Below are 22,153 nucleotides of genomic sequence, written 5' to 3'. Positions count from 1 at the left end.
GAGCCTGGGGAGGTTCACTGATATGTTGTACGATAAATCCCTTGAGAGGGATAACTGTGGTTTCGGCCTGATCGCCCACATAGAAGGCGAACCTAGCCACAAGGTAGTGCGTACCGCTATACACGCACTGGCCCGAATGCAGCACCGCGGCGCTATCCTCGCCGATGGTAAAACCGGCGACGGTTGTGGCTTGCTGCTGCAAAAACCCGATCGTTTCTTCCGTATCGTTGCGGAAGAGCGCGGCTGGCGTTTAGCCAAAAATTACGCCGTCGGGATGTTATTCCTTAATAAAGATCCTGAACTGGCGGCTGCCTCACGCCGCATCGTTGAAGAAGAACTCCAACGTGAAACCCTGTCTATCGTCGGCTGGCGCGAAGTGCCGACCAACGAAGGGGTTCTCGGTGAAATCGCCCTCTCCTCGCTGCCCCGTATTGAACAAATTTTTGTTAATGCTCCGGCAGGCTGGCGCCCGCGTGATATGGAACGTCGTTTGTTCATCGCCCGTCGCCGCATTGAAAAGCGCCTGCAGGAAGATAAAGATTTCTACGTTTGCAGCCTGTCGAATCTGGTGAACATCTATAAAGGTCTGTGTATGCCGGCTGACCTGCCGCGCTTCTACCTGGACCTTGCGGACCTGCGTCTGGAATCGGCAATCTGCCTGTTCCACCAGCGCTTCTCCACCAACACCGTGCCGCGCTGGCCGCTGGCACAGCCGTTCCGCTATCTGGCGCATAACGGCGAGATCAACACCATTACTGGCAACCGCCAGTGGGCGCGCGCGCGTACCTATAAATTCCAGACGCCGTTAATTCCGGACCTGCACGATGCTGCACCGTTCGTCAACGAAACCGGCTCTGATTCCAGCTCCATGGATAACATGCTTGAGCTGCTGCTGGCCGGCGGTATGGATATCGTGCGTGCCATGCGTCTGCTCGTGCCGCCTGCCTGGCAGAATAACCCGGATATGGATCCGGAGCTGCGCGCCTTCTTTGACTTTAACTCCATGCATATGGAGCCGTGGGATGGCCCGGCGGGTATCGTGATGTCCGACGGTCGCTACGCGGCCTGTAACCTCGACCGTAACGGCCTGCGCCCGGCGCGCTACGTCATCACCAAAGATAAACTGATCACCTGCGCATCAGAAGTGGGGATCTGGGATTACCAGCCCGACGAAGTTGTCGAAAAAGGCCGCGTTGGCCCAGGTGAACTGATGGTTATCGACACCCGCGGCGGGCGCATTCTGCACTCTGCGGAAACCGATGATGACCTGAAAAGCCGCCACCCCTATAAGGAGTGGATGGAGAAAAACGTTCGCCGCCTGGTACCGTTTGAAGATCTGCCGGACGAAGACGTCGGCAGCCGTCAGCTGGATGACGATACCCTCACCAGCTTCCAGAAACAGTTTAACTACAGTGCCGAAGAGCTCGACTCCGTGCTGCGGGTACTGGGCGAAAATGGCCAGGAGGCCGTCGGTTCAATGGGCGATGACACCCCGTTTGCCGTGCTCTCCAGTCAGCCGCGTATCATTTATGATTACTTCCGTCAGCAGTTTGCGCAGGTGACCAACCCGCCAATCGACCCGCTGCGTGAAGCCCACGTGATGTCGCTGGCCACCAGCATCGGCCGTGAAATGAACGTCTTCTGCGAAGCGGAAGGCCAGGCGCACCGTCTGAGCTTCAAATCACCGATTCTGCTGTACTCTGATTTCAAACAGCTCACCACCATGGAAGAGGAACACTATCGCGCTGATACGCTGGATATCACCTTTAACGCCGCGGAAACCTCGCTGGCGGACACGGTGAAAGCGCTGTGTGATAAAGCCGAACAGATGGTGCGTAACGGTACCGTTCTGCTGGTGCTTTCCGATCGCAACATCGCCAAAGGTCGTCTGCCGGTTCCGGCACCGATGGCAGTTGGCGCGATCCAGACCCGTCTGGTGGATAAAAGCCTGCGCTGCGATGCCAACATTATCGTTGAAACCGCCAGTGCTCGCGATCCACACCACTTTGCGGTTCTGCTGGGCTTTGGTGCCACGGCTATCTATCCGTACCTGGCCTATGAAACGCTGGCGAAACTGGTCGACAACAAAGCCATTGAGAAAGATTATCGTACGGTGATGCTGAACTACCGTAACGGCATCAACAAAGGCCTGTACAAGATCATGTCCAAGATGGGCATCTCGACCATCGCCTCCTACCGCTGCTCGAAGTTGTTCGAAGCGGTCGGCCTGCATCGCGAAGTTTCCGACCTGTGCTTCCTCGGCGTTGTCAGCCGCATCGGCGGCGCGGGCTTTGATGACTTCCAGCAGGATCTGCTGAATCTGTCCAAACGTGCCTGGCTGGTCCGTAAACCGCTGGATCAGGGCGGCCTGCTGAAATACGTTCACGGCGGCGAATATCACGCCTACAACCCGGACGTTGTACGCACGCTGCAACAAGCGGTACAGAGCGGCGAATACCATGATTATCAGCAATATGCGAAACTGGTGAATGAACGTCCGGCCGCAACGCTGCGTGATTTGCTGGCGCTGAATCCTGGCGATGAGGCCATCAGCATCGACCACGTTGAATCGGCAAAAGAGCTGTTCAAACGCTTCGATACCGCGGCCATGTCTATCGGTGCGCTAAGCCCGGAAGCCCATGAGTCGCTGGCGGAAGCCATGAACAGCATCGGCGGTTTCTCTAACTCCGGTGAAGGCGGGGAAGACCCGGCACGCTATGGCACCAACAAAGTGTCGCGTATCAAGCAGGTCGCTTCCGGCCGCTTCGGCGTCACTCCGGCTTACCTGGTCAACGCCGATGTTATCCAGATTAAAGTCGCTCAGGGCGCGAAGCCGGGCGAAGGTGGGCAGTTACCGGGTGATAAAGTCACGCCGTACATTGCCAAACTGCGCTATTCGGTACCGGGCGTCACGCTGATTTCACCACCGCCGCACCACGATATTTACTCTATCGAGGATCTGGCACAGCTGATCTTTGACCTCAAACAGGTCAACCCGAAAGCGATGATTTCCGTGAAGCTGGTTTCCGAACCGGGCGTCGGCACCATCGCCACCGGCGTAGCAAAAGCCTATGCCGACCTTATTACTATCGCCGGTTACGATGGCGGTACCGGTGCCAGCCCGCTTTCTTCGGTGAAGTACGCGGGATGTCCGTGGGAACTGGGCCTCGTTGAAACCCAGCAGGCGCTGGTGGCCAACGGCCTGCGCCATAAGATTCGTCTGCAGGTGGACGGCGGCCTGAAAACCGGCCTCGACATCATTAAAGCAGCGATTCTCGGCGCGGAAAGCTTCGGCTTCGGCACCGGCCCGATGGTTGCGCTCGGCTGCAAATACCTGCGTATTTGCCACCTGAACAACTGCGCAACCGGCGTCGCAACCCAGGACGACAAACTGCGTAAGAATCACTACCACGGCCTGCCGTTCAAAGTGACCAACTACTTTGAATTCATCGCCCGCGAAACCCGCGAGCTGATGGCAGAGCTCGGCGTGAAGCGTCTGGTCGACCTGATTGGTCGTACCGACCTGTTGAAAGTGCTGGACGGCTTTACCGCGAAGCAACAGAAGCTGGATCTGAGCAAACTGCTGGAAACCGCCGAGCCGCATGCCGGTAAAGCGCTGCATTGCACCGAAAGCAACCCGCCGTTTGATAACGGGGTGCTGAATGCGCAGCTGCTGCAACAGGCGAAACCGTTCGTGGACAGCAAGCAGAGCAAAACCTTCTGGTTCGATATCCGCAACACCGACCGCTCCGTTGGCGCGTCGCTATCCGGCTATATCGCCCAGACCCATGGCGATCAGGGACTGGCAGCAGACCCGATTACCGCTCACTTCAGCGGCACTGCCGGGCAGAGCTTCGGCGTGTGGAACGCCGGCGGCGTGGAGCTGCATCTGACCGGTGACGCGAATGACTATGTCGGTAAAGGGATGGCAGGTGGTCTGCTCTCAATCCGTCCTCCGGTGGGCTCAGCCTTCCGCAGCCATGAAGCCAGCATTATCGGCAACACCTGTCTGTACGGTGCGACCGGCGGTCGTCTGTACGCAGCGGGCCGGGCGGGTGAACGTTTTGCAGTGCGTAACTCCGGTGCAATCACCGTAGTAGAAGGCATCGGCGATAACGGCTGCGAATACATGACCGGCGGCATCGTCTGCGTGCTGGGTAAAACCGGCGTCAACTTTGGCGCAGGGATGACCGGCGGCTTTGCTTACGTCCTGGATGAAGACGGCGATTTCCGTAAACGTGTGAACCCGGAACTGGTGGAAGTGTTGGACGTAGACTCTCTCGCTATCCATGAAGAGCACCTGCGTGGTCTGATTACCGAACACGTGCAGCTTACCGGTTCGTCTCGTGGCGAAGAGATCCTGGCCAACTGGCCGGCATTTGCCGCGAAATTCGCGCTGGTTAAACCAAAGTCCAGCGATGTTAAAGCACTGTTGGGTCACCGCAGTCGTAGCGCAGCAGAGCTGCGTGTGCAGGCGCAGTAAGGAATTCAGATGAGCCAGAACGTATACCAGTTTATCGACTTACAGCGCGTTGATCCGCCAAAGAAACCGCTGAAGATCCGTAAAATTGAATTTGTCGAAATTTACGAGCCGTTTTCAGAAGGCCAGGCCAAAGCCCAGGCAGACCGCTGCCTGTCCTGCGGCAACCCGTACTGCGAATGGAAATGTCCGGTCCACAACTACATTCCTAACTGGCTGAAGCTCGCCAACGAGGGGCGTATTTTTGAAGCGGCAGAGCTGTCGCATCAGACTAACACGCTGCCGGAAGTCTGCGGCCGCGTTTGCCCGCAGGACCGTCTGTGCGAGGGTTCCTGCACGCTGAACGATGAGTTCGGCGCGGTGACTATCGGCAACATCGAGCGCTACATCAACGATAAAGCGTTCGAAATGGGCTGGCGTCCGGATCTCTCTGGCGTGAAGCCAACCGGTAAAACGGTGGCCATCGTCGGGGCTGGCCCGGCAGGACTGGCCTGCGCCGACGTCCTGACCCGCAACGGTGTCAAAGCGGTAGTGTTCGACCGCCATCCGGAAATCGGCGGCCTGCTGACCTTCGGTATCCCGGCATTCAAGCTGGAGAAAGAGGTCATGACACGTCGTCGTGAAATCTTCACCGGCATGGGCATTGAATTCAAACTCAACGTCGAAGTGGGCCGGGATGTGCAGCTCGATGACCTGCTGAAAGAGTACGATGCGGTCTTCCTTGGCGTCGGGACCTATCAGTCCATGCGCGGCGGGCTGGAAAATGAAGAGGCAAACGGCGTCTTTGATGCTCTACCGTTCCTGATCGCCAACACCAAGCAGACCATGGGCTTTGGCGAAACGGCGAGCGAGCCGTACGTCAACATGGAAGGCAAACGCGTTGTGGTTCTCGGCGGTGGTGACACCGCGATGGACTGCGTGCGTACCTCCGTACGTCAGGGGGCATCGCATGTCATCTGCGCCTATCGTCGTGATGAAGAAAATATGCCAGGCTCCCGCCGCGAAGTGAAAAACGCGCGTGAAGAAGGCGTCGAGTTCCAGTTCAACGTTCAGCCTCTGGGCGTTGAAGTGAATGCCAACGGTAAGGTGTGCGGCGTGAAAATGGCGCGTACCGAGATGGGCCAGCCAGATGCTAAGGGTCGTCGTCGTGCGGAAATCGTCGCGGGCTCCGAGCACGTCGTCCCGGCAGATGCGGTGGTCATGGCGTTTGGTTTCCGTCCGCACAGCATGGAGTGGCTGGCGAAGCACGACGTTGAGCTGGATTCTCAGGGCCGCATTATCGCGCCGGAAGGCCATGAAAATGCGTTCCAGACCAGCAACCCGAAAATCTTTGCTGGCGGTGATATCGTGCGCGGCTCCGATCTGGTGGTCACGGCGATTGCCGAAGGTCGTAAAGCGGCTGACGGGATCCTGAACTACCTGGAAGTGTAAGATGAAGTGCCGGATGATGGTGAAAGAACCTCATCCGGCCTACCGATATTTGCAGCGCTCTTTCTTATCGCATCAAATCTGGCTGGCGAAGTTAACGCCAGTCACTCTCGTTGATGACTAGTCTCGATAGATATCCCCCGTCAGGTATGCAGGCCAGTTTTTCTCAAAGAAAAGAGTCGACAGATCATCAAGCTTACGCAGCGGTTTTACCTCTACTCTGAATTCGCCGTCATGCAAGATTACCTGCAGTTGCTCCTGACGGTGCTCGGGTTTCTCCGAAAGAAAACGAAAATCCGACAGCTCACCTTCACGACTCTGAGGCACGACATCACCTCGGGCGGAGCAAAGCATCCGCGCTCCTCGACTGCCGCCACCTTTTGAGATGTAAGCATCAAGCGCCACCAGTAGCGCTTCGGACGCCAGCGCCATTTGTCGCCACTGAAGACTAAATGCGGCCTTATTTGGATGGTCGATTGCCACGCCACACTCGGCAATACGTTGGTTCAGACGACGGGCTTCCTGAAGTGCTTCCGGTACAGAGTCAGCTTTACACACAAATCCAGCGCGCTCGCTCATACGCCGCTGGATTTCGACACGGACCTCTTCAATTGGCAGACTGTCAGGATGACGGCTGTCATCCTGAATTTGACGTAACAGTTCAGCCGTTTCCTCTTTAAAGAGTGACGAGGAAACGTTACGCGGAGTAGCCGCAATGTGCTTCGCACAGCGCAACCCAAAGACCTGTCCGGCATTCAACGCCGCCCCACCTGGCCGGGTTACGCCATGCGTTCCCGCAGCTTCGCCCACAGCATAGCAGCCCTCCAGTGACGAATGGCCCCACACATCCACCGCTATGCCACCGTTCATATGTTGATGATTGACGTTAAACGGCAGCGGTTGCGTTGTCAGATCGTGCCCATGATGCTTATAAAGTTCTATAGCCAGCGGGTTCATGCGCTGCAGGCGAGCAATGGGTAACTCGAGACACGCATCATTATTACGTAGATAGCGATAGACATCTTCGTCCAGATTCCCAAGGGCAAAAGGTTCATCGTCCGTTACTGGCAGCGGGTTGCGGTTGAAATCCATCAGGATAGTTCGCCCGGCCTGCGACTCATTGTAAATCGCCAGATCCACCAGGCTTGAGCCAAAATCCAGCATGCGTGTGGCATGAATCGGCCACTGGTAACCTTTGCGGAAAATATTCGAGGCCAGCTCGCGAGTCGTGCGGTAGTAACGGGCAAGGAAGTTGTGTTCCTGTCCGAGCTCATCCACCGAGTAGATATAGGGTATGCTCTGTACGTAAGTACCCGACAGATTCCATGGGAATTCATCACGACGGGTGCCAATGCCAAACTGGTGCTCCGTCAGATTAACCGTGGCAATCCCCGCTTCCAGCGCCAGCCCTAGCGAGCCAAAACAGCGTTTCGGATATACGCTGTCCCTGAAGAGCTCTCCTGGACCGCCGGCTGCAAGTACCACCGTCGCGCTGCGTATCAGACACATCCCCCAAGGGTTATCCTTTGTTCTTGCTCCTTTGACTATGGCGAGGATCCCCGCCACCCGACGTTGAGTGCCTTTACCTTCGGTAAGCAGCCTTACAGCCGTGGCATGGTCCACAAAAGGTATGCCCAGCAGCGCAGCCTCTTCCGCAAGTACTTGCACCATTAGCCGGGACGTCCGCGGACCGCAGCTGGTAGCGCGTCCGACTTCATCATGGTCCGTCTGATAGCGCAGCACCGCACCATATCTATCTTCCGGTAGAGGCAGCCCGATACTTTTCAGGCCAATAAATGCCTCAACCGATCCGACAGATTCTACGTAGGCGGTGTCCGCATCCATTGCCCCGCCAGCACCAATCGCGCTGGCAAGAGCCGTGAAATTGTCGCCTGTAAAACTGGTCGATGCAGTGTGGAGCGTCTGCTTATCGGATCCTGAGCATGCAGATGTGCCCCAGAACAACGTCTGGGTCGCTACCAGCACATCCACTTTCCTGCGCTTCAGCTCAACCGCAGCGCGCAGTCCGGCGGCACCGCTTCCCACCACCAGCGCATCACTGTGATAAACCGGAATACGAAATCCCTCTACTTCCATCGTTTGCTGCGCCTGTGCCTGTACAACGTGGCGCGGCATGGTCACGTTGGTCAGATTTTCAAGAATCGATTGTGGGATCGTTATTGCCATGTTTTACCTCGTTAAACGCGTGATGACAGTCCGGACATTTCCATTTCTTTAACGGGCTTCGCGACCTTTCTTACCCCAAGTAACAGCACTGAACTCACTACCATGACGCAAGCTGCTACGAACCAGACTGCGGACATAGAGTATTTATCAGCAAAATAACCTGCCAGTACCGGAGAGATGCCACCTGCGGTCATTCCCACATTCATCACGAAACCTATCGCTGAACCACGAAGTTGTGCAGGCACCAGTTCCGCTGTGAAGGAGAGCACCAGCGGCGTAACCGGATAGCCCAGCAGACCGAGCAGTAACACCAGAATGACGACAGCAAAAACCGGCAGCTGTAGCACCATCGCCGCCATCAACAGACTACTTGCGATAGTGATGCCAATCAGAACGCTGCGCTTACGGGAAAAATCGCCACCGTCACAAAAACGCCCCAGCAGGAAACCACCCAGTGCCCCGGTCAGACCTAACAGACTGGCGATCGTCCCCGCTGTGCCGATAGAGAGCTGCTTAACGTTCATCAGGAAGGTCGGTGCCCAAAGCAGGACAATCCACCAACCGCTTAACAACAGGAAGTAGTAGAAAGCCATCAACATCACAGACTTATTACGAAACAATTGTTTTAAAGGTACTTTCTCATGATCAGCAACGGTGATAACTTTTTTGGGTTCAGACTTCACCAGTACGCCATAGGCGATTGCAACCAGCAGCCCTAAACCACCCGCAACATAAAATACGAAGCGCCAGCCAAACTCCGGGCCGAGTACGGCCCCCAGCCAGGTGCCAAAAAAACCACCGATTGGATATCCCATCCAGTAGAGTGACATCACGGTAGTACGCTGTTTTTCAGTAGTGACATTGGCCACTTCCAGCGAAGCGGCGGGCCAGAATACCCCCTCGCCTATACCCGTCATCACACGGTAAAAAATCAGTGAGCTGAGGCTCCCCGCAATACCTGTAAGCATGGTGGCGACCGAGAACATCACCAGGCCTAAGATCAGAACCGGCTTACCACTGAGCTTGTCGGCAATAATCCCTGACAAGAACAGAAAGCCGATAAAACCATAGAAGAACGAGCTCATCAGGACACCGGACTGGCCCTTACCCAGCCCGAAATCCGTCGCTATAAGCCCAATTGCAGAGGAGACGGTCATGCGATCCACGGAGTACATCATGTAACCCAGGCCGCATAGTACCGACACCAGCACCATCTTTTTTGTATCTGTATTCATATTTCCCTCGACTAACCCGGTAAGACTGACGAGATATCAGATACAGCCAAAATCTGATTAACAATGCGTCACATGACGCGCTTTGCAGGTAGCCAGCACCGTGTCCGGATCGCGTTGCCACCAGTTATTTTCGGAGAAAATCTCGACTTCATGTGCACCTTCATAACCCAAGGCTTCAACAGCCTGGCGAGCGGCACGGATATCAATCACGCCATCGCCCATCATGCCGCGATCAAGCAGCAGGTGCTGTGTCGGCACCAGCCAGTCGCAAATGTGAAATCCCAGGATACGTTTACGTCCGGCACGCGTAATTTGCTGGAAGAACTTCGGATCCCACCAGGTGTGGTAGAGATCAACAGCTATCCCCAACCCCTCGTCCCCAAGCTCATCGCAGAGGTCATTCGCCTGTTCCAGAGTATTCACACAGGCCCGCTCTGCTGCATACATCGGGTGCAGTGGTTCAATGGCTAGCGGCATGCCCGTTTTACGCGAATAGTCCAGCAAGCGTCCCAGACCGTCCCGCACCTGGCTACGCGCCCCGGCAATATCTTTCGAACCACCCGGCAAGCCACCAACCACCAGAACCAGGCAAGCGGCATTCACTGCCAACGCTTCGTCAACTGCCCGACGGTTATCATCATCCACCGCACGTCGGGCTGCCTCGTCGATACCGGGAAACATCCCCCCGCGGCAGTAGCCACTGACGAGCAGCTCATTCGTGCGGATAAGCCGGGCAGTACGTTCCAATCCAAGCGCCTGCACCTGATCTCGCCATGGCGAGATGCCGCATATTTCATGGCGGGCACAACCGTCGATAATCTTATCCAGCGTCCACTGCCGGCGGACAGTGGCTGTATTCAGCGATAACCGCTTTTGATCGGGTTGTTGCATAACGCCCCCTTAACGTACCAGTGACGGAACATCGACCCAGCGCCGCTCTTTCCAGCTCTGCAAGGCCAGCTCAACCAGCTGTACACCCTTCGCCCCTTCGAGCAGGTTCCAACGAAAATCAATCTCACCATGCACGTGACGCAGGAAGAGTTCCCACTGAACTTTGAAGGCGTTGTCGTAGGTCGTCGTGTCAGGTACCCGTGACCAGTCGTCGAAAAAGTTGTGCGACTGGCGAATGTCCGGGTTCCAGACCGGTTTTGGCGTATTTACACGTGACTGAGTCAGGCAGTCGGTGAGGCTCGCAACAGCGGAACCATTTACGCCATCAACCTGAAAGGTCACCAGGTCGTCGCGGCGCACGCGAACGCACCAGGAACTATTGATCTGCACGATAGTGCCGTTTTTTAGTTCAAAGGTGGCATAAGCAGCATCATCGGCGGTAGCTTTGTAAGCATTGCCCTGCTCGTCAAAACGTTCCGGTATGTGGGTCGCGCCCAGGCAACTGATGCTTTTGATTTCCCCGAACAGATTGTCGACGACATAGCGCCAGTGGCAGATCATATCGAGGATGATGCCGCCGCCGTCTTCCTGGCGGTAATTCCAGGACGGACGCTGTGTCGGTTGCAAATCACCTTCAAACACCCAATAGCCAAATTCACCACGAACCGACAGCACCTGCCCAAAGAAACCCGCCTGGTTGAGCATCTGAAGTTTACGCAGCCCCGGTAGCCAAAGTTTGTCCTGCACGACACCGTGACACACGCCCTGCTGTTCTGCGTAGTGGTAGAGCTCTATCGCTTCAGTAAGACTCACCGCGACAGGTTTTTCGCAGTAGATATGCTTGCCCGCAGCGATGGCTTTTTTCAATAACGTGGGGCGTGCCTGCGTGGTCGCTGCATCAAAGAAAATGGTGTCGTTGGGATTAGCAAGCGCCGCATCCAGGTCGGTCCCCCAGCGAGTGATGCCGGTCTGTTTTGCCAGTGCGGAAATTTTTTCTTCGCTGCGACCAATCAGGATCGGTTCCGGCAATAGTCGATCTCCATTTTCCAGCAGAACGCCACCCTGCTCGCGAATCGCGACGATCGAACGGATCAGATGTTGATTCTTACCCATCCGACCGGTTACGCCATGCATGATAATGCCAACGGGAATTGTAGCCATTGTTATACCTCGAGATTAAAAGTGGGATTTATTCAGGCCACCATCAACATCAATAATTTGACCGACGGTGAAAGGAAGTCTGCCGCTTGCCAGCGCCTCGACAACAGCGGCAACATCTTCCGCCTGCCCCCAACGCTTCATCGGCACCAGGCCATCGCTAATGAGCTGGTCGTATTTTGGTTTCACAGCGCTGGTCATGTCGGTAGCGATAATGCCCGGGCGCAGTTCATAAACGCCGACCCCCTCTTCAGCCAGACGTAACGCGAACAATTGCGTGACCATACTCGCCGCCGCTTTTGATACACAATATTCACCGCGAGAAATCGACAAGCTGTGAGCGCTACAGGAGGTGATGTTGATGATGGATCGATGCTGTTGGTTTATCTCACCTTGCTGCAACATGGCTCGCGCGGCTTTCTGACAAAAGAAGAACATCGCAGTTGTGTTGACGTCCAGGCAGTACTGGTAATTTTCCGGGGTGACTTCCAGCAGGTCACCTCTCTGCTTCGCCGCCGTCCCCGCGTTATTGACGACACAATCCAGCCGCCCCCAGCGAGCCAGGACCTTGTCAAACATCGCCTGCTGGAGCGGTAATTCTGATACATCGCCCGGTAATGCCTGCGCTTCGATGCCAAATTGTTCTAATTCCGCTACCATGGCTTGTTGCCGGGTGCGGCCTTCTTCGTTATCACGTCCGTTAATGGCAACATGAAATCCAGCTCTGGCTAGCGCAAGAGCACATGCTTTACCAATTCCCCGTGTGGAGCCTGTCACCAATGCTACCGGACGCTGTGAATGGATCATGAGGATACTCCTTGCTTATCTCGACACATTTCAACTAAACAGTTGAAACTTCGAAATCAGTATAGAAAGAGTCAAAAATTTAAATCATGATCGACTTCTCAAAATCAACCAGATGGTTGATTTAATTAAAACTACAATTAAAACAAGCAATTCAATGGAGATGCTATGAAAGGGGAATCGAGAACCAAGCGCAGGCATGATCCGGATCTCACAAAATGTCTGATTTTGAATGCCGCCAGAAAGGAGTTTGCAGAGAATGGTTTTGATGGTGCGAGGATCGATCAGATTGCCGCGACGGCGAAAGTGAACAAGCAGCTTATCTATTACTATTTTGAAAATAAAGATACGCTCTTTACCCACGTTTTGCAGGTCGCATATCAGGATATCCGCACCAAAGAAGCAGCGCTTAAGTTGGATCATCTGCCTGCCCGCGATGCGGTACTCGAGCTGATGGATTTCACCTGGCACTACTATCTTGAGAATCCGGAATTTATTCAGCTACTCAACAGTGAAAATCAGCTGAAAGCACGCCACCTGAAAGGGGTGGATACGATCGTACCGATCAACAGCACGTGGATTGGGATCACCCAGCGCATTCTCGACCGCGGACAAGAAGACGGAACCATCCGGCCGGGAATCGATGCGATGCAGCTGAATATTACAATGTCGGCGTTGGGTTTTTTCTATCTTATCAACCAGTCGACCTTGTCGATCATTTATCAGCAGGATTTGAAGCGCCCGGAAGCATTAGCCGCCAGAAGAAAGGTGATGCGTGAGACTATTGAATGCTGGCTGATGCCCGGTATTCAGGCATAAAAAAGCAGGGCCTGATGGCCCTGCCCGTAAGATTACTTCACGACGCGCAGCGCCGGACGCCCACCGCGCGGTGGCGGTGGCGTATCGTCAGGATCATCGTCATGATTGTCCGGCTTATCACCGTCGATCACCGACATAACCGTCTCGCTTTCATGACCTTCTGATGCATCGTCATCATTCAGAGAAGTGACGTCTTCATCGTAGGCCGCTTCAGGTTCGAACATGGTACCCGCGCCGTTTTCACGGGCATAGATAGCCAGTACGGCGGCCATTGGCACAGAAACATTACGCGGGACACCGCCGAAGCGCGCGTTGAAACGCACTTCGTCATTAGCCAGCTCAAGATTACCGACCGCACGCGGAGCAATATTCAGAACGATTTGCCCGTCGCGCGCATACTCCATTGGAACCTCTACGCCCGGCAGTGTCACATCCACGACCAGATGTGGAGTCAGCTGGTTGTCCAGCAGCCACTCATAGAACGCTCGCAGTAAATACGGGCGACGCGGCGTTAGCTGCGATACATCCATCGATTAGCCCCGACCGAGGCGCATTTCACGCTCGGCTTCAGTTAAAGAAGCGAGGAAGGAATCACGTTCAAAGACGCGAGTCATATAGCCCTTGAGCTCTTTCGCGCCGGCACCAATAACTTCAACACCGAGAACCGGCAAACGCCACAGTAGCGGCGCCAGATAGCAATCAACCAGGCTGAACTCATCGCTCAGGAAGTAAGGTTTCTGAGTGAAGACAGGCGCAATCGCCTGCAGCTCTTCACGCAGTTGTTTGCGCGCGGTATCCGCTTGCGCTGCAGTACCGTTCTGAATGGTATTCATCAGCGAATACCAGTCTTTTTCGATACGCTGCATGTACAGACGACTTTCTCCACGCGCCACCGGATAAACCGGCATTAACGGTGGATGCGGGAAACGCTCATCCAGATATTCCATAATGATGCGGGATTCCCACAGAGTGAGCTCACGATCCACCAGCGTAGGTACGCTTTGATTCGGGTTGAGGTCAATCAGATCCTGAGGTGGGTTGTCCTTCTCCACGTGCTCTATCTCAAAACTAACACCTTTTTCTGCCAGCACGATGCGGACTTGGTGGCTATAGATGTCAGTAGGACCAGAAAACAGCGTCATTACCGAACGTTTGTTGGCAGCGACAGCCATGAAAACCTCCAGGTATATTCAGAATTTTTGTACTGCTACCAGCCACGCGTGGCTAGCCAGATGTAAAAACCCCATTCGCGTGAAGTCATTATTGTTTATGCAAAAAAACAAAAAACGAACAATCACCAGCATTTGGGCAGAAAATTGGATGATAGTTTACCAGATCTTGAAGGCATTGTGGTGAGGGGATTCTGGAAATGCTGAAAAAGTGGTAAGAACAGGCGATTTCCTTGTGGATAACGGCAGGTTTATGCATAAAAAAACCCGCCGAAGCGGGTTTTTTCGCAAATTGTTCTGCGTGAGCAGAAAACAATTAACGTTTGGAGAACTGAGGACGACGACGTGCTTTACGCAGACCGACTTTCTTACGTTCAACCTGACGAGCATCACGGGTAACGAAGCCAGCTTTACGCAGTTCGCCACGCAGGGACTCATCATACTCCATCAGAGCGCGGGTGATACCGTGACGGATCGCACCAGCCTGACCAGAGATACCACCACCTTTAACGGTGATGTACAGATCCAGTTTCTCAACCATGTCGACCAGTTCCAGCGGCTGACGAACTACCATGCGGGCAGTTTCGCGGCCAAAGTACTGTTCCAGAGAACGCTGGTTAATAACGATTTTGCCGCTGCCTGGTTTGATAAAAACGCGAGCTGCGGAACTTTTGCGGCGACCAGTGCCGTAGTATTGATTTTCAGCCATTGCCTATAATCCCGATTAGATGTCAAGAACTTGCGGTTGCTGTGCCGCGTGGTTGTGCTCGTTACCAGCGTAAACTTTCAGTTTACGGTACATAGCACGACCCAGCGGGCCTTTTGGCAGCATGCCTTTAACCGCGATTTCAATCACACGCTCAGGACGGCGGGCAATCATCTCTTCAAAGGTCGCTTCTTTGATACCACCGATGTGGCCGGTGTGATGGTAATACATTTTGTCTTCACGCTTGTTGCCGGTTACAGCAACTTTTTCTGCGTTCAGAACGATGATGTAATCACCAGTATCTACGTGCGGAGTGTATTCCGCTTTATGCTTACCGCGCAGGCGACGAGCCAGTTCAGAAGCCAGACGGCCCAGAGTTTTACCGGTCGCGTCAACAACATACCAGTCGCGTTTTACGGTTTCTGGTTTAGCTGTAAAAGTTTTCATTAAAAGCTTACCCAAATAATAAGTTACACGTTGGTGAACACCCAAACGTTTTAGTCAGTTGAGGTTCACACGACATTGTCCAGCAAACCTACCCCTTCGAATAGCCTATGCCGGCACATAGAAAGTTTTGGGAAAAAAACCTTCTCGTAACGTGGGGTCGCAAGATTATAGAGAAGTCAGGGCCAAAGATCGACCCCTTTATGTGATTTGAACCAGGTTTTTTCGGCGGTGCGGTGCCGCCCTGCTTCCTCTCTCCCGGATAACAGGCAACGTGGGAAAGAGCGCGCTCTTAAGGCATATGTGGGCGTTTCAAATACTCTTCGCTTTGCATTTCCTGCAGGCGTGATAAACAGCGCTGGAACTCAAACTTCAGCCGTTCACCCTGATAAATGTCATACAGCGGCACCGCTGCGCTGACCACCAGCTTAACGTGGCGCTCGTAGAACTCATCAACCAACGCAATGAAACGCCGCGCCTCGCTCTCCAGCTGCGTCGTCATGACCGGTACATCAAACAGCATAACGGTATGGAACAGGCGAGATAGCGCGATGTAGTCATGCTGGCTTCGCGCATCAATGCACAGCGTAGAGAACGATGCCGCCAGGGTCTGGTTTTCCACGCCGAGCGTAGGCAAGGGACGGTGGTTAATCTCCAGCGTGGGCGTCTGCTCACGCTTAGCACCGGCCAACGCTAGCCACAGTTTATCCATCTGCTGCTGGGTCTGCACATTGAGCGGCGACAGCCACAGATGGGCCTGGGTTAATGTACGCAGACGGTAATCTATTCCGGCATCGACATTCATAATATCGCAATGCTGTTTAATCGCCTCGATAGCCGGCAGGAAACGGGCCCGCTGCAAGCCGTTGCGGTATAGCTCATCCGGCGGAATATTCGAGGTGGCGACCAGCGTGATCCCACGAGCGAACAGGGCTTTCATTAGACCGCCCAACAGCATCGCATCGGTAATATCAGAGACAAAGAATTCATCAAAACACAGCACGTCGGTCTCCGCCTTAAAGCGGTCGGCGAGGATCTCCAGCGGATCGCTGTGTCCCTGCAGAGTAATGAGCTCTTCATGAACGCGCAGCATAAAGCGGTGAAAGTGCAGGCGCTGCTTACGATCGCCCGGCAGGCTATGATAAAACAGGTCCATCAGCCAGGTTTTCCCCCGCCCGACCCCCCCCCACATATAGAGACCACGCACGGCAGCAGTCTCAGCAACTGGCTCACGCTTGCCCAGCAGCTTGCCGAATTTTGCCCGCAGGCCGCCGCTTTGCGGTGCCGGAACGGGTTTATTCTGTAGCTCATGATAGATGGTATCGAGGCGGCTAACCGCTTCTTGCTGGACGTCGTCAGGTTGGTGGCTGCCCTCTTTGAGAGCTAAAAGGTAACGCGATGTTGGGGACAGGCTTTGCATGATCTTATTGTTATTCCTTGAAAACCGTAACGCCAGAGCTCACGATTGACGAAAAAAATGCCGTTCTACACTACGCGATGATACGCCAGGATTCCACTTCTGTGGAATTAGCGGTTATAGTGGCACTATCAGGCGCAGGCGGAGAGCCTAACAGCCACCCTACGGAACCACAAAACAACGGGAGATGTACATGACCTGGGAATATGCGCTAATTGGGCTAGTTGTCGGTATCATCATCGGTGCCGTCGCCATGCGTTTTGGCAACCGCAAATTACGTCAACAACAGGCGCTGCAGTTCGAACTGGAAAAAAATAAAACAGAGCTTGAAGAGTATCGTGAAGAGCTGGTCAGCCATTTTGCCCGCAGCGCTGAACTGCTGGATAACATGGCTGATGACTATCGCCAGCTGTATCAGCACATGGCCAAAAGCTCTTCCAGCCTGCTGCCGGACGCCATGGCGGACGCGAATCCGTTCCGCAATCGTCTGGCTGAATCAGAAGCCGGCAACGATCAGGCTCCGGTCCAGATGCCGCGCGATTATTCTGAAGGCGCATCCGGCCTGCTGCGCGGTGGCGCAAAACGCGACTAATTTTCCCCTGACAGCAAAAATATTATCCGGGCGCACTTCCTGCGCCCGACTCAACCCCACATCCCAGCTATTATTTAAGCATTGACCGCATTGTTAGCCGGTCGAAAATTCAATAACATCAGACCATTCGGGACGTATTTCCATACACCTCAGGTTACGAGAGCCAGCATCTAATGAAGAAACAGACTTTGCTGTTGAGTGCGTTAGCGTTAAGCATCGGGTTATCGTTGTCGGTTCTACCAACGGCTACGGCATCGTTACCCACCCAGGTCCCCGGCCAGGGGGCGTTGCCAAGCCTGGCACCGATGCTGGAAAAAGTGCTGCCTGCGGTGGTGAGCGTACAGGTTGAAGGAACCGCCGCCCCTGCGCAAAACATGCCGGAGGAGCTAAAAAAATACTTTGGCGATAATGCACCGCAGGAGCAGGCTCAACCTTTTGAAGGCCTGGGCTCCGGCGTCATCATCGATGCGGCCAAAGGCTATGTATTGACCAATAATCACGTGATCAGCCAGGCACAGAAAATCAGCGTTCAGCTAAACGATGGTCGTGAATTTGATGCGAAGCTGGTCGGCAGCGACGATCAGAGCGATATCGCCCTGCTGCAATTGCAAAACCCCAGCCACCTGACGCAAATCGCGATCGCTGACTCCGATAAACTCCGGGTTGGTGACTTCGCCGTCGCCGTCGGTAACCCGTTTGGTCTCGGGCAGACCGCCACGTCCGGCATTATCTCCGCACTCGGTCGCAGCGGTCTTAACCTCGAAGGGCTGGAGAACTTTATTCAGACCGATGCTTCAATCAACCGGGGTAACTCCGGTGGGGCGCTGCTGAACCTCAACGGTGAACTGATTGGTATTAATACCGCGATTCTCGCACCGGGCGGCGGCAGCGTCGGCATCGGCTTTGCCATTCCGAGTAATATGGCAAAAACCCTCGCTCAGCAGCTCATTCAGTTTGGCGAAATCAAACGCGGCCTGCTGGGAATTAAAGGCATGGAAATGAGCGCAGATATTGCGAAAGCGATGAATATCGACGCTCAGCGCGGGGCCTTCGTCAGCGAAGTCTTACCGAACTCAGGTTCGGCGAAAGCCGGAGTTAAGTCCGGGGATGTGATCGTCAGCATGAACGGCAAACCGCTGAGTAGCTTTGCCGAACTGCGCTCACGGATTGCCACTACCGAGCCGGGCACCAAGGTGAAGCTCGGCCTGCTGCGCGACGGGAAACCGCTGGACGTCGAAGTCACGCTGGATAAGAGCACCTCTTCGACTGCCAGCGCCGATCTCATCATCCCGGCCCTCCAGGGCGCATCGTTGAGCGATGGCCAGATGAAAGACGGTACGAAAGGCGTCGCCGTCGAAAACGTCGATAAAGGAAGTCCTGCGGCACAGGTTGGCCTGCATAAGGACGATATTATTATCGGTCTTAACCGCGAGCGTATTCGTTCTATCGCCGAGCTGCGTAAAGTACTGGAGAGCAAACCGGCCGTCATCGCGCTGAACGTCATTCGCGGTAACGAAAGCATCTATCTGCTGCTGCGTTAACACGCATTTCCGGACATCGCCTGCAGTGCGATGTCCGGATAACTCGTGCTATGCTGCGCATGTCCATCCATCAACGATACCGGTATCATGCCTGGAAAGTTTTTACGTTCTGTACTCATTGGTTTGATCGTCGGAGGCCTGCTTCTGGCCGTTATGCCTTCTCTGCGTCAGTGGCATCTGTCGACGACCACCCCGTACGATAGCGCGGACGAGTCACCCGCCAGCTATAATCCTGCCGTCCGCCGCGCCGCGCCTGCGGTGGTCAACGTTTATAACCGCGCGCTGAACGGCACCAGCCATAATCAGCTGACTCTCGGCTCCGGCGTTATCATGGACCAACGTGGTTATATCCTGACTAACAAACACGTCATCAATGATGCGGATCAGATTATTGTCGCACTGCAGGATGGCCGCGTCTTTGAAGCCTTGCTGGTTGGCTCAGATACCCTGACTGACCTGGCGGTCTTAAAAATTAACGCCAATGCGGGCCTGCCGGTCATCCCTATCAACCCGAAACGAGTGCCACATATTGGTGATGTGGTCCTTGCGATTGGCAACCCCTACAACCTTGGACAGACGATTACGCAAGGGATCATCAGCGCCACCGGTCGTATTGGCCTGAACCCCACTGGACGGCAAAATTTCCTGCAAACCGATGCGTCTATCAACCACGGCAACTCCGGCGGTGCGCTGGTGAACTCGCTGGGCGAGCTGATGGGTATCAACACGCTGTCCTTTGATAAAAGTAATGATGGCGAAACCCCGGAAGGGATCGGATTTGCGATTCCTTTCCAGCTGGCGACGAAGATCATGGATAAGCTGATCCGCGATGGCCGCGTGATCCGCGGCTATATCGGCATCAGCGGCCGCGAGATAGCGCCACTGCACGCCCAGGGCGGCGGTATCGATCAGCTACAAGGGATAGTGGTTAATGACGTAGCCCCGGATGGCCCGGCGGCTCAGGCCGGGATCCGCGCGAATGACGTGATCATTTCAGTGAATGATAAACCGGCGGTCTCCGCTCTCGAAACCATGGACCAGGTCGCGGAAATTCGTCCAGGCTCTGAAATTCCGGTGGTTATCATGCGCGACGACAAAAAAATCACCCTGCATATCGCCGTGCAGGAATACCCGGCAACTAACTAGCCGACATAAAAAAACCGGAGCAGTAAGCTCCGGTTTTTTTATCACATCGTCATCTTATTTATTGACGAAATCTTCGCCCATGGCGATATCTTTCTTCAGCGTATCCAGCATTCCTTCCAGCGCCTGTTGCTCAAATGCGCTGAGCTTACCGAACGACTGGCGCTCTTCGATACCATTTTTGCCCAGCAGCAACGGCTGTGAGAAGAAACGCGCATACTGGCCATCACCTTCCACATAGGCGCATTCGACTACGCCTTTCTCACCTTGCATCGCGCGTACTAAGGACAGCCCAAAACGAGCGGCTGCCTGACCCATGGAGAGCGTTGCCGATCCGCCACCGGCTTTGGCTTCAACCACTTCAGTACCGGCGTTCTGGATACGTTTTGTCAAATCGGCAACTTCTTGCTCGCTGAAGCTCACGCCAGCAATCTGTGACAATAGCGGCAGAATGGTCACGCCAGAGTGGCCGCCTATCACCGGTACTTCGACGTCAGATGCGGATTTACCTTTCAGCTCAGCCACAAAGGTATTCGAACGGATGATGTCCAGCGTGGTGACGCCAAACAATTTGTTCTTATCGTAAACGCCTGCTTTTTTCAGCACCTCTGCCGCAATGGCCACCGTGGTGTTTACCGGGTTGGTGATAATACCGATGCAGGCCTGTGGGCAGGTTTTCGCGATTTGCTGTACCAGATTCTTCACGATACCGGCATTAACGTTAAATAAATCGGAGCGATCCATGCCTGGCTTACGGGCGACGCCAGCTGAAATCAGCACCACATCAGCCCCGACAAGCGCTGGAGTAGCGTCTTCACCGCAGAAACCTTTGATTTTTACATCGGTAGGGATATGGCTAAGATCAACCGCCACGCCCGGGGTAACCGGAGCAATGTCGTACAACGAGAGTTCTGAACCTGAAGGCAGTTGGGTCTTAAGTAGTAGGGCAAGCGCCTGGCCGATTCCACCAGCGGCGCCGAGGACTGCAACTTTCATCCTAAACTCCTTATTATGGTTAATATAGTCTTTCGTTACTCCGTCGCCTGGACCTTAATTCACAAGATGAACAATTACAATAAGTATGGTTGAAGAATGCGTTCTGGTGCGCAGCGATGCATTCGCTTCGCATTTTCATCCCTGAGACTGACCATCCAGCAAAACGTAGTACCGGATCGACTGTTGGTTACAATACACCCAGCTCGCTCGGCAAAACAACACCATTCTCATAACATTTAGTTTACTTTTACAGCGATTTACGTGCTGTGATGAAGGCATGTTCCTTAGCAGGGTTATTTGCTAAAATATGCCCCCTTCATAACATTATTTACTTTATCCCCTTGCGGATTATTTGCATAAAAATTCATTCCTATGCATAATGATGTTGTTTTTACCACCATAATCTGGGTGACTTATGCGAAGTTCGGCAAAACAAGAAGAACTGGTTAAAGCGTTTAAACTGCTACTTAAAGAAGAAAAGTTCAGCTCTCAAGGTGAAATCGTCCAGGCGCTGCAGGAAGAAGGTTTCGATAATATCAACCAATCGAAAGTGTCCCGTATGCTGACAAAATTTGGCGCGGTTCGTACCCGTAACGCCAAAATGGAGATGGTCTATTGCCTGCCTGCCGAGCTTGGCGTTCCGACGACTTCCAGTCCGTTGAAAAACCTGGTGCTCGATATCGACTATAACGATGCCGTGGTCGTTATCCACACCAGCCCGGGTGCAGCGCAGCTGATTGCGCGTCTGCTGGACTCTCTCGGCAAGGCTGAAGGGATTCTCGGCAGCATTGCTGGCGATGATACTATCTTTACGACCCCGGCCAGAGGCTTCACCGTCAAAGATCTGCACGATGCCATTCTCGTTCTGTTTGAACAGGAACTCTAAGTGCCTTCCCTCTGGTTCCCGCCAGAGGGCCTCTTCAAAAATGCAGCATTTCTTTAACATTTAGTGTGGTTTTCTGCCTCTATACATTCCTTTACCGAATGAAAAGGCCAGAAGCGCACGAAATATCAAAATCACCTATCCATATGATTTTATTCGCTATAACAGACTGTCATGGCGAGAAAATGACATTTCTAATACTTATACGTTATAAAAACGACAATTCTTTGTAATTATTTACTCATACAACCATTAGCAGA

The 22,153-nt window shown here is 54.0% G+C and carries 18 protein-coding genes; 7 read left to right on the top strand and 11 right to left on the bottom strand.

The features are described 5' to 3' along the window. Positions 1-22 precede the first annotated feature (22 nt). Together gltB and ACMYSK_RS21990 are read left to right on the top strand one after the other, a co-directional pair. Entirely contained in the window at positions 23-4,483 is a 4,461-nt protein-coding gene (gene gltB / locus ACMYSK_RS21995) for a glutamate synthase large subunit (protein WP_434638498.1), read from the top strand. A gap of 9 nt (positions 4,484-4,492) precedes the next feature. Continuing rightward, a complete protein-coding gene (locus tag ACMYSK_RS21990; RefSeq protein WP_434638497.1) occupies positions 4,493-5,911 on the top strand; it encodes a glutamate synthase small subunit in 1,419 nt (472 codons plus the stop codon). Positions 5,912-6,028: 117 nt separating this feature from the next. Here the strand turns inward: ACMYSK_RS21990 and ACMYSK_RS21985 are convergent, their stop codons facing one another. From ACMYSK_RS21985 to ACMYSK_RS21965, 5 genes are read right to left on the bottom strand one after another with little or no spacing between them, the layout of a single operon-like run. Further along, a complete protein-coding gene (locus tag ACMYSK_RS21985; protein ID WP_434638496.1) occupies positions 6,029-8,095 on the bottom strand; it encodes an FAD-binding protein in 2,067 nt (688 codons plus the stop codon). 11 nt (positions 8,096-8,106) lie between these two features. Further along, complete coding sequence (locus tag ACMYSK_RS21980) at positions 8,107-9,330, bottom strand: MFS transporter (protein ID WP_434638495.1); 1,224 nt, start codon at positions 9,328-9,330, stop codon at positions 8,107-8,109. A gap of 57 nt (positions 9,331-9,387) precedes the next feature. Continuing rightward, positions 9,388-10,221 carry a sugar phosphate isomerase/epimerase family protein gene (locus ACMYSK_RS21975; RefSeq protein WP_434638494.1) on the bottom strand — a complete coding sequence of 278 codons (834 nt, stop codon included), beginning with the start codon at positions 10,219-10,221 and terminating at the stop codon, positions 9,388-9,390. Between the two features lie 9 nt (positions 10,222-10,230). Then, positions 10,231-11,382 carry a Gfo/Idh/MocA family protein gene (locus ACMYSK_RS21970; protein WP_434638493.1) on the bottom strand — a complete coding sequence of 384 codons (1,152 nt, stop codon included), beginning with the start codon at positions 11,380-11,382 and terminating at the stop codon, positions 10,231-10,233. Between the two features lie 15 nt (positions 11,383-11,397). Continuing rightward, complete coding sequence (locus ACMYSK_RS21965; RefSeq protein ID WP_434638492.1) at positions 11,398-12,186, bottom strand: 3-ketoacyl-ACP reductase; 789 nt, start codon at positions 12,184-12,186, stop codon at positions 11,398-11,400. A 165-nt stretch (positions 12,187-12,351) separates the two neighbouring features. On the opposite strand from ACMYSK_RS21965, the gene ACMYSK_RS21960 reads away from it, so the two are divergent. Further along, the gene (locus tag ACMYSK_RS21960) at positions 12,352-13,002 is read left to right on the top strand and encodes a TetR/AcrR family transcriptional regulator (protein WP_434638491.1); all 651 of its coding nucleotides are present in this window, start codon (positions 12,352-12,354) and stop codon (positions 13,000-13,002) included. Positions 13,003-13,034: 32 nt separating this feature from the next. Here ACMYSK_RS21960 and sspB read toward each other — a convergent pair whose 3' ends face one another. The 5 genes from sspB to zapE form a co-directional block, all read right to left on the bottom strand. Beyond that, positions 13,035-13,532, bottom strand: a complete 498-nt coding sequence (gene sspB, locus ACMYSK_RS21955) for a ClpXP protease specificity-enhancing factor (RefSeq protein ID WP_434638490.1) — start codon at positions 13,530-13,532, stop codon at positions 13,035-13,037. A 3-nt stretch (positions 13,533-13,535) separates the two neighbouring features. After that, a complete protein-coding gene (gene sspA / locus ACMYSK_RS21950; protein ID WP_434638489.1) occupies positions 13,536-14,174 on the bottom strand; it encodes a stringent starvation protein SspA in 639 nt (212 codons plus the stop codon). Positions 14,175-14,487: 313 nt separating this feature from the next. Next, complete coding sequence (gene rpsI / locus ACMYSK_RS21945; RefSeq protein WP_003025138.1) at positions 14,488-14,880, bottom strand: 30S ribosomal protein S9; 393 nt, start codon at positions 14,878-14,880, stop codon at positions 14,488-14,490. A 15-nt stretch (positions 14,881-14,895) separates the two neighbouring features. Beyond that, positions 14,896-15,324: a 50S ribosomal protein L13 gene (rplM, locus tag ACMYSK_RS21940; protein WP_004868222.1), complete on the bottom strand. Its 429-nt coding sequence runs from the start codon at positions 15,322-15,324 to the stop codon at positions 14,896-14,898. 289 nt (positions 15,325-15,613) lie between these two features. Further along, positions 15,614-16,741: a cell division protein ZapE gene (gene zapE / locus ACMYSK_RS21935; protein ID WP_434638488.1), complete on the bottom strand. Its 1,128-nt coding sequence runs from the start codon at positions 16,739-16,741 to the stop codon at positions 15,614-15,616. Positions 16,742-16,931: 190 nt separating this feature from the next. Between zapE and zapG the strand changes: the two genes are divergently transcribed. From zapG to degS, 3 genes are all read left to right on the top strand, one after another. Beyond that, the gene (gene zapG, locus ACMYSK_RS21930; RefSeq protein ID WP_434638487.1) at positions 16,932-17,330 is read left to right on the top strand and encodes a Z-ring associated protein ZapG; all 399 of its coding nucleotides are present in this window, start codon (positions 16,932-16,934) and stop codon (positions 17,328-17,330) included. A gap of 173 nt (positions 17,331-17,503) precedes the next feature. Further along, on the top strand, positions 17,504-18,871 hold the full coding sequence (gene degQ, locus ACMYSK_RS21925; protein WP_434638486.1) for a serine endoprotease DegQ: 1,368 nt from the start codon (positions 17,504-17,506) through the stop codon (positions 18,869-18,871). A gap of 87 nt (positions 18,872-18,958) precedes the next feature. Continuing rightward, positions 18,959-20,017, top strand: coding sequence for an outer membrane-stress sensor serine endopeptidase DegS (gene degS / locus ACMYSK_RS21920; protein WP_434638485.1), 1,059 nt, complete (start codon positions 18,959-18,961; stop codon positions 20,015-20,017). A 54-nt stretch (positions 20,018-20,071) separates the two neighbouring features. On the opposite strand, the gene mdh is transcribed toward degS, so the two are convergent. After that, positions 20,072-21,010, bottom strand: a complete 939-nt coding sequence (gene mdh / locus ACMYSK_RS21915; RefSeq protein ID WP_434638484.1) for a malate dehydrogenase — start codon at positions 21,008-21,010, stop codon at positions 20,072-20,074. A 415-nt stretch (positions 21,011-21,425) separates the two neighbouring features. Here mdh and argR point away from each other — a divergent pair, with 415 nt between their 5' ends. Next, positions 21,426-21,896 (top strand): transcriptional regulator ArgR, encoded by a 471-nt coding sequence (argR, locus tag ACMYSK_RS21910; RefSeq protein WP_041147448.1) that lies wholly within the window; start codon positions 21,426-21,428, stop codon positions 21,894-21,896. The last annotated feature ends 257 nt before the right edge of the window (positions 21,897-22,153 follow it).

The organism is Klebsiella sp. I138 (genome assembly GCF_051131765.1).
In the GTDB taxonomy this organism is placed as follows: Bacteria; Pseudomonadota; Gammaproteobacteria; order Enterobacterales; family Enterobacteriaceae; genus Klebsiella.
The sequence above is the reverse complement of the archived record's forward strand: the minus strand, read 5'-3'. Positions and strand labels throughout refer to the sequence as shown.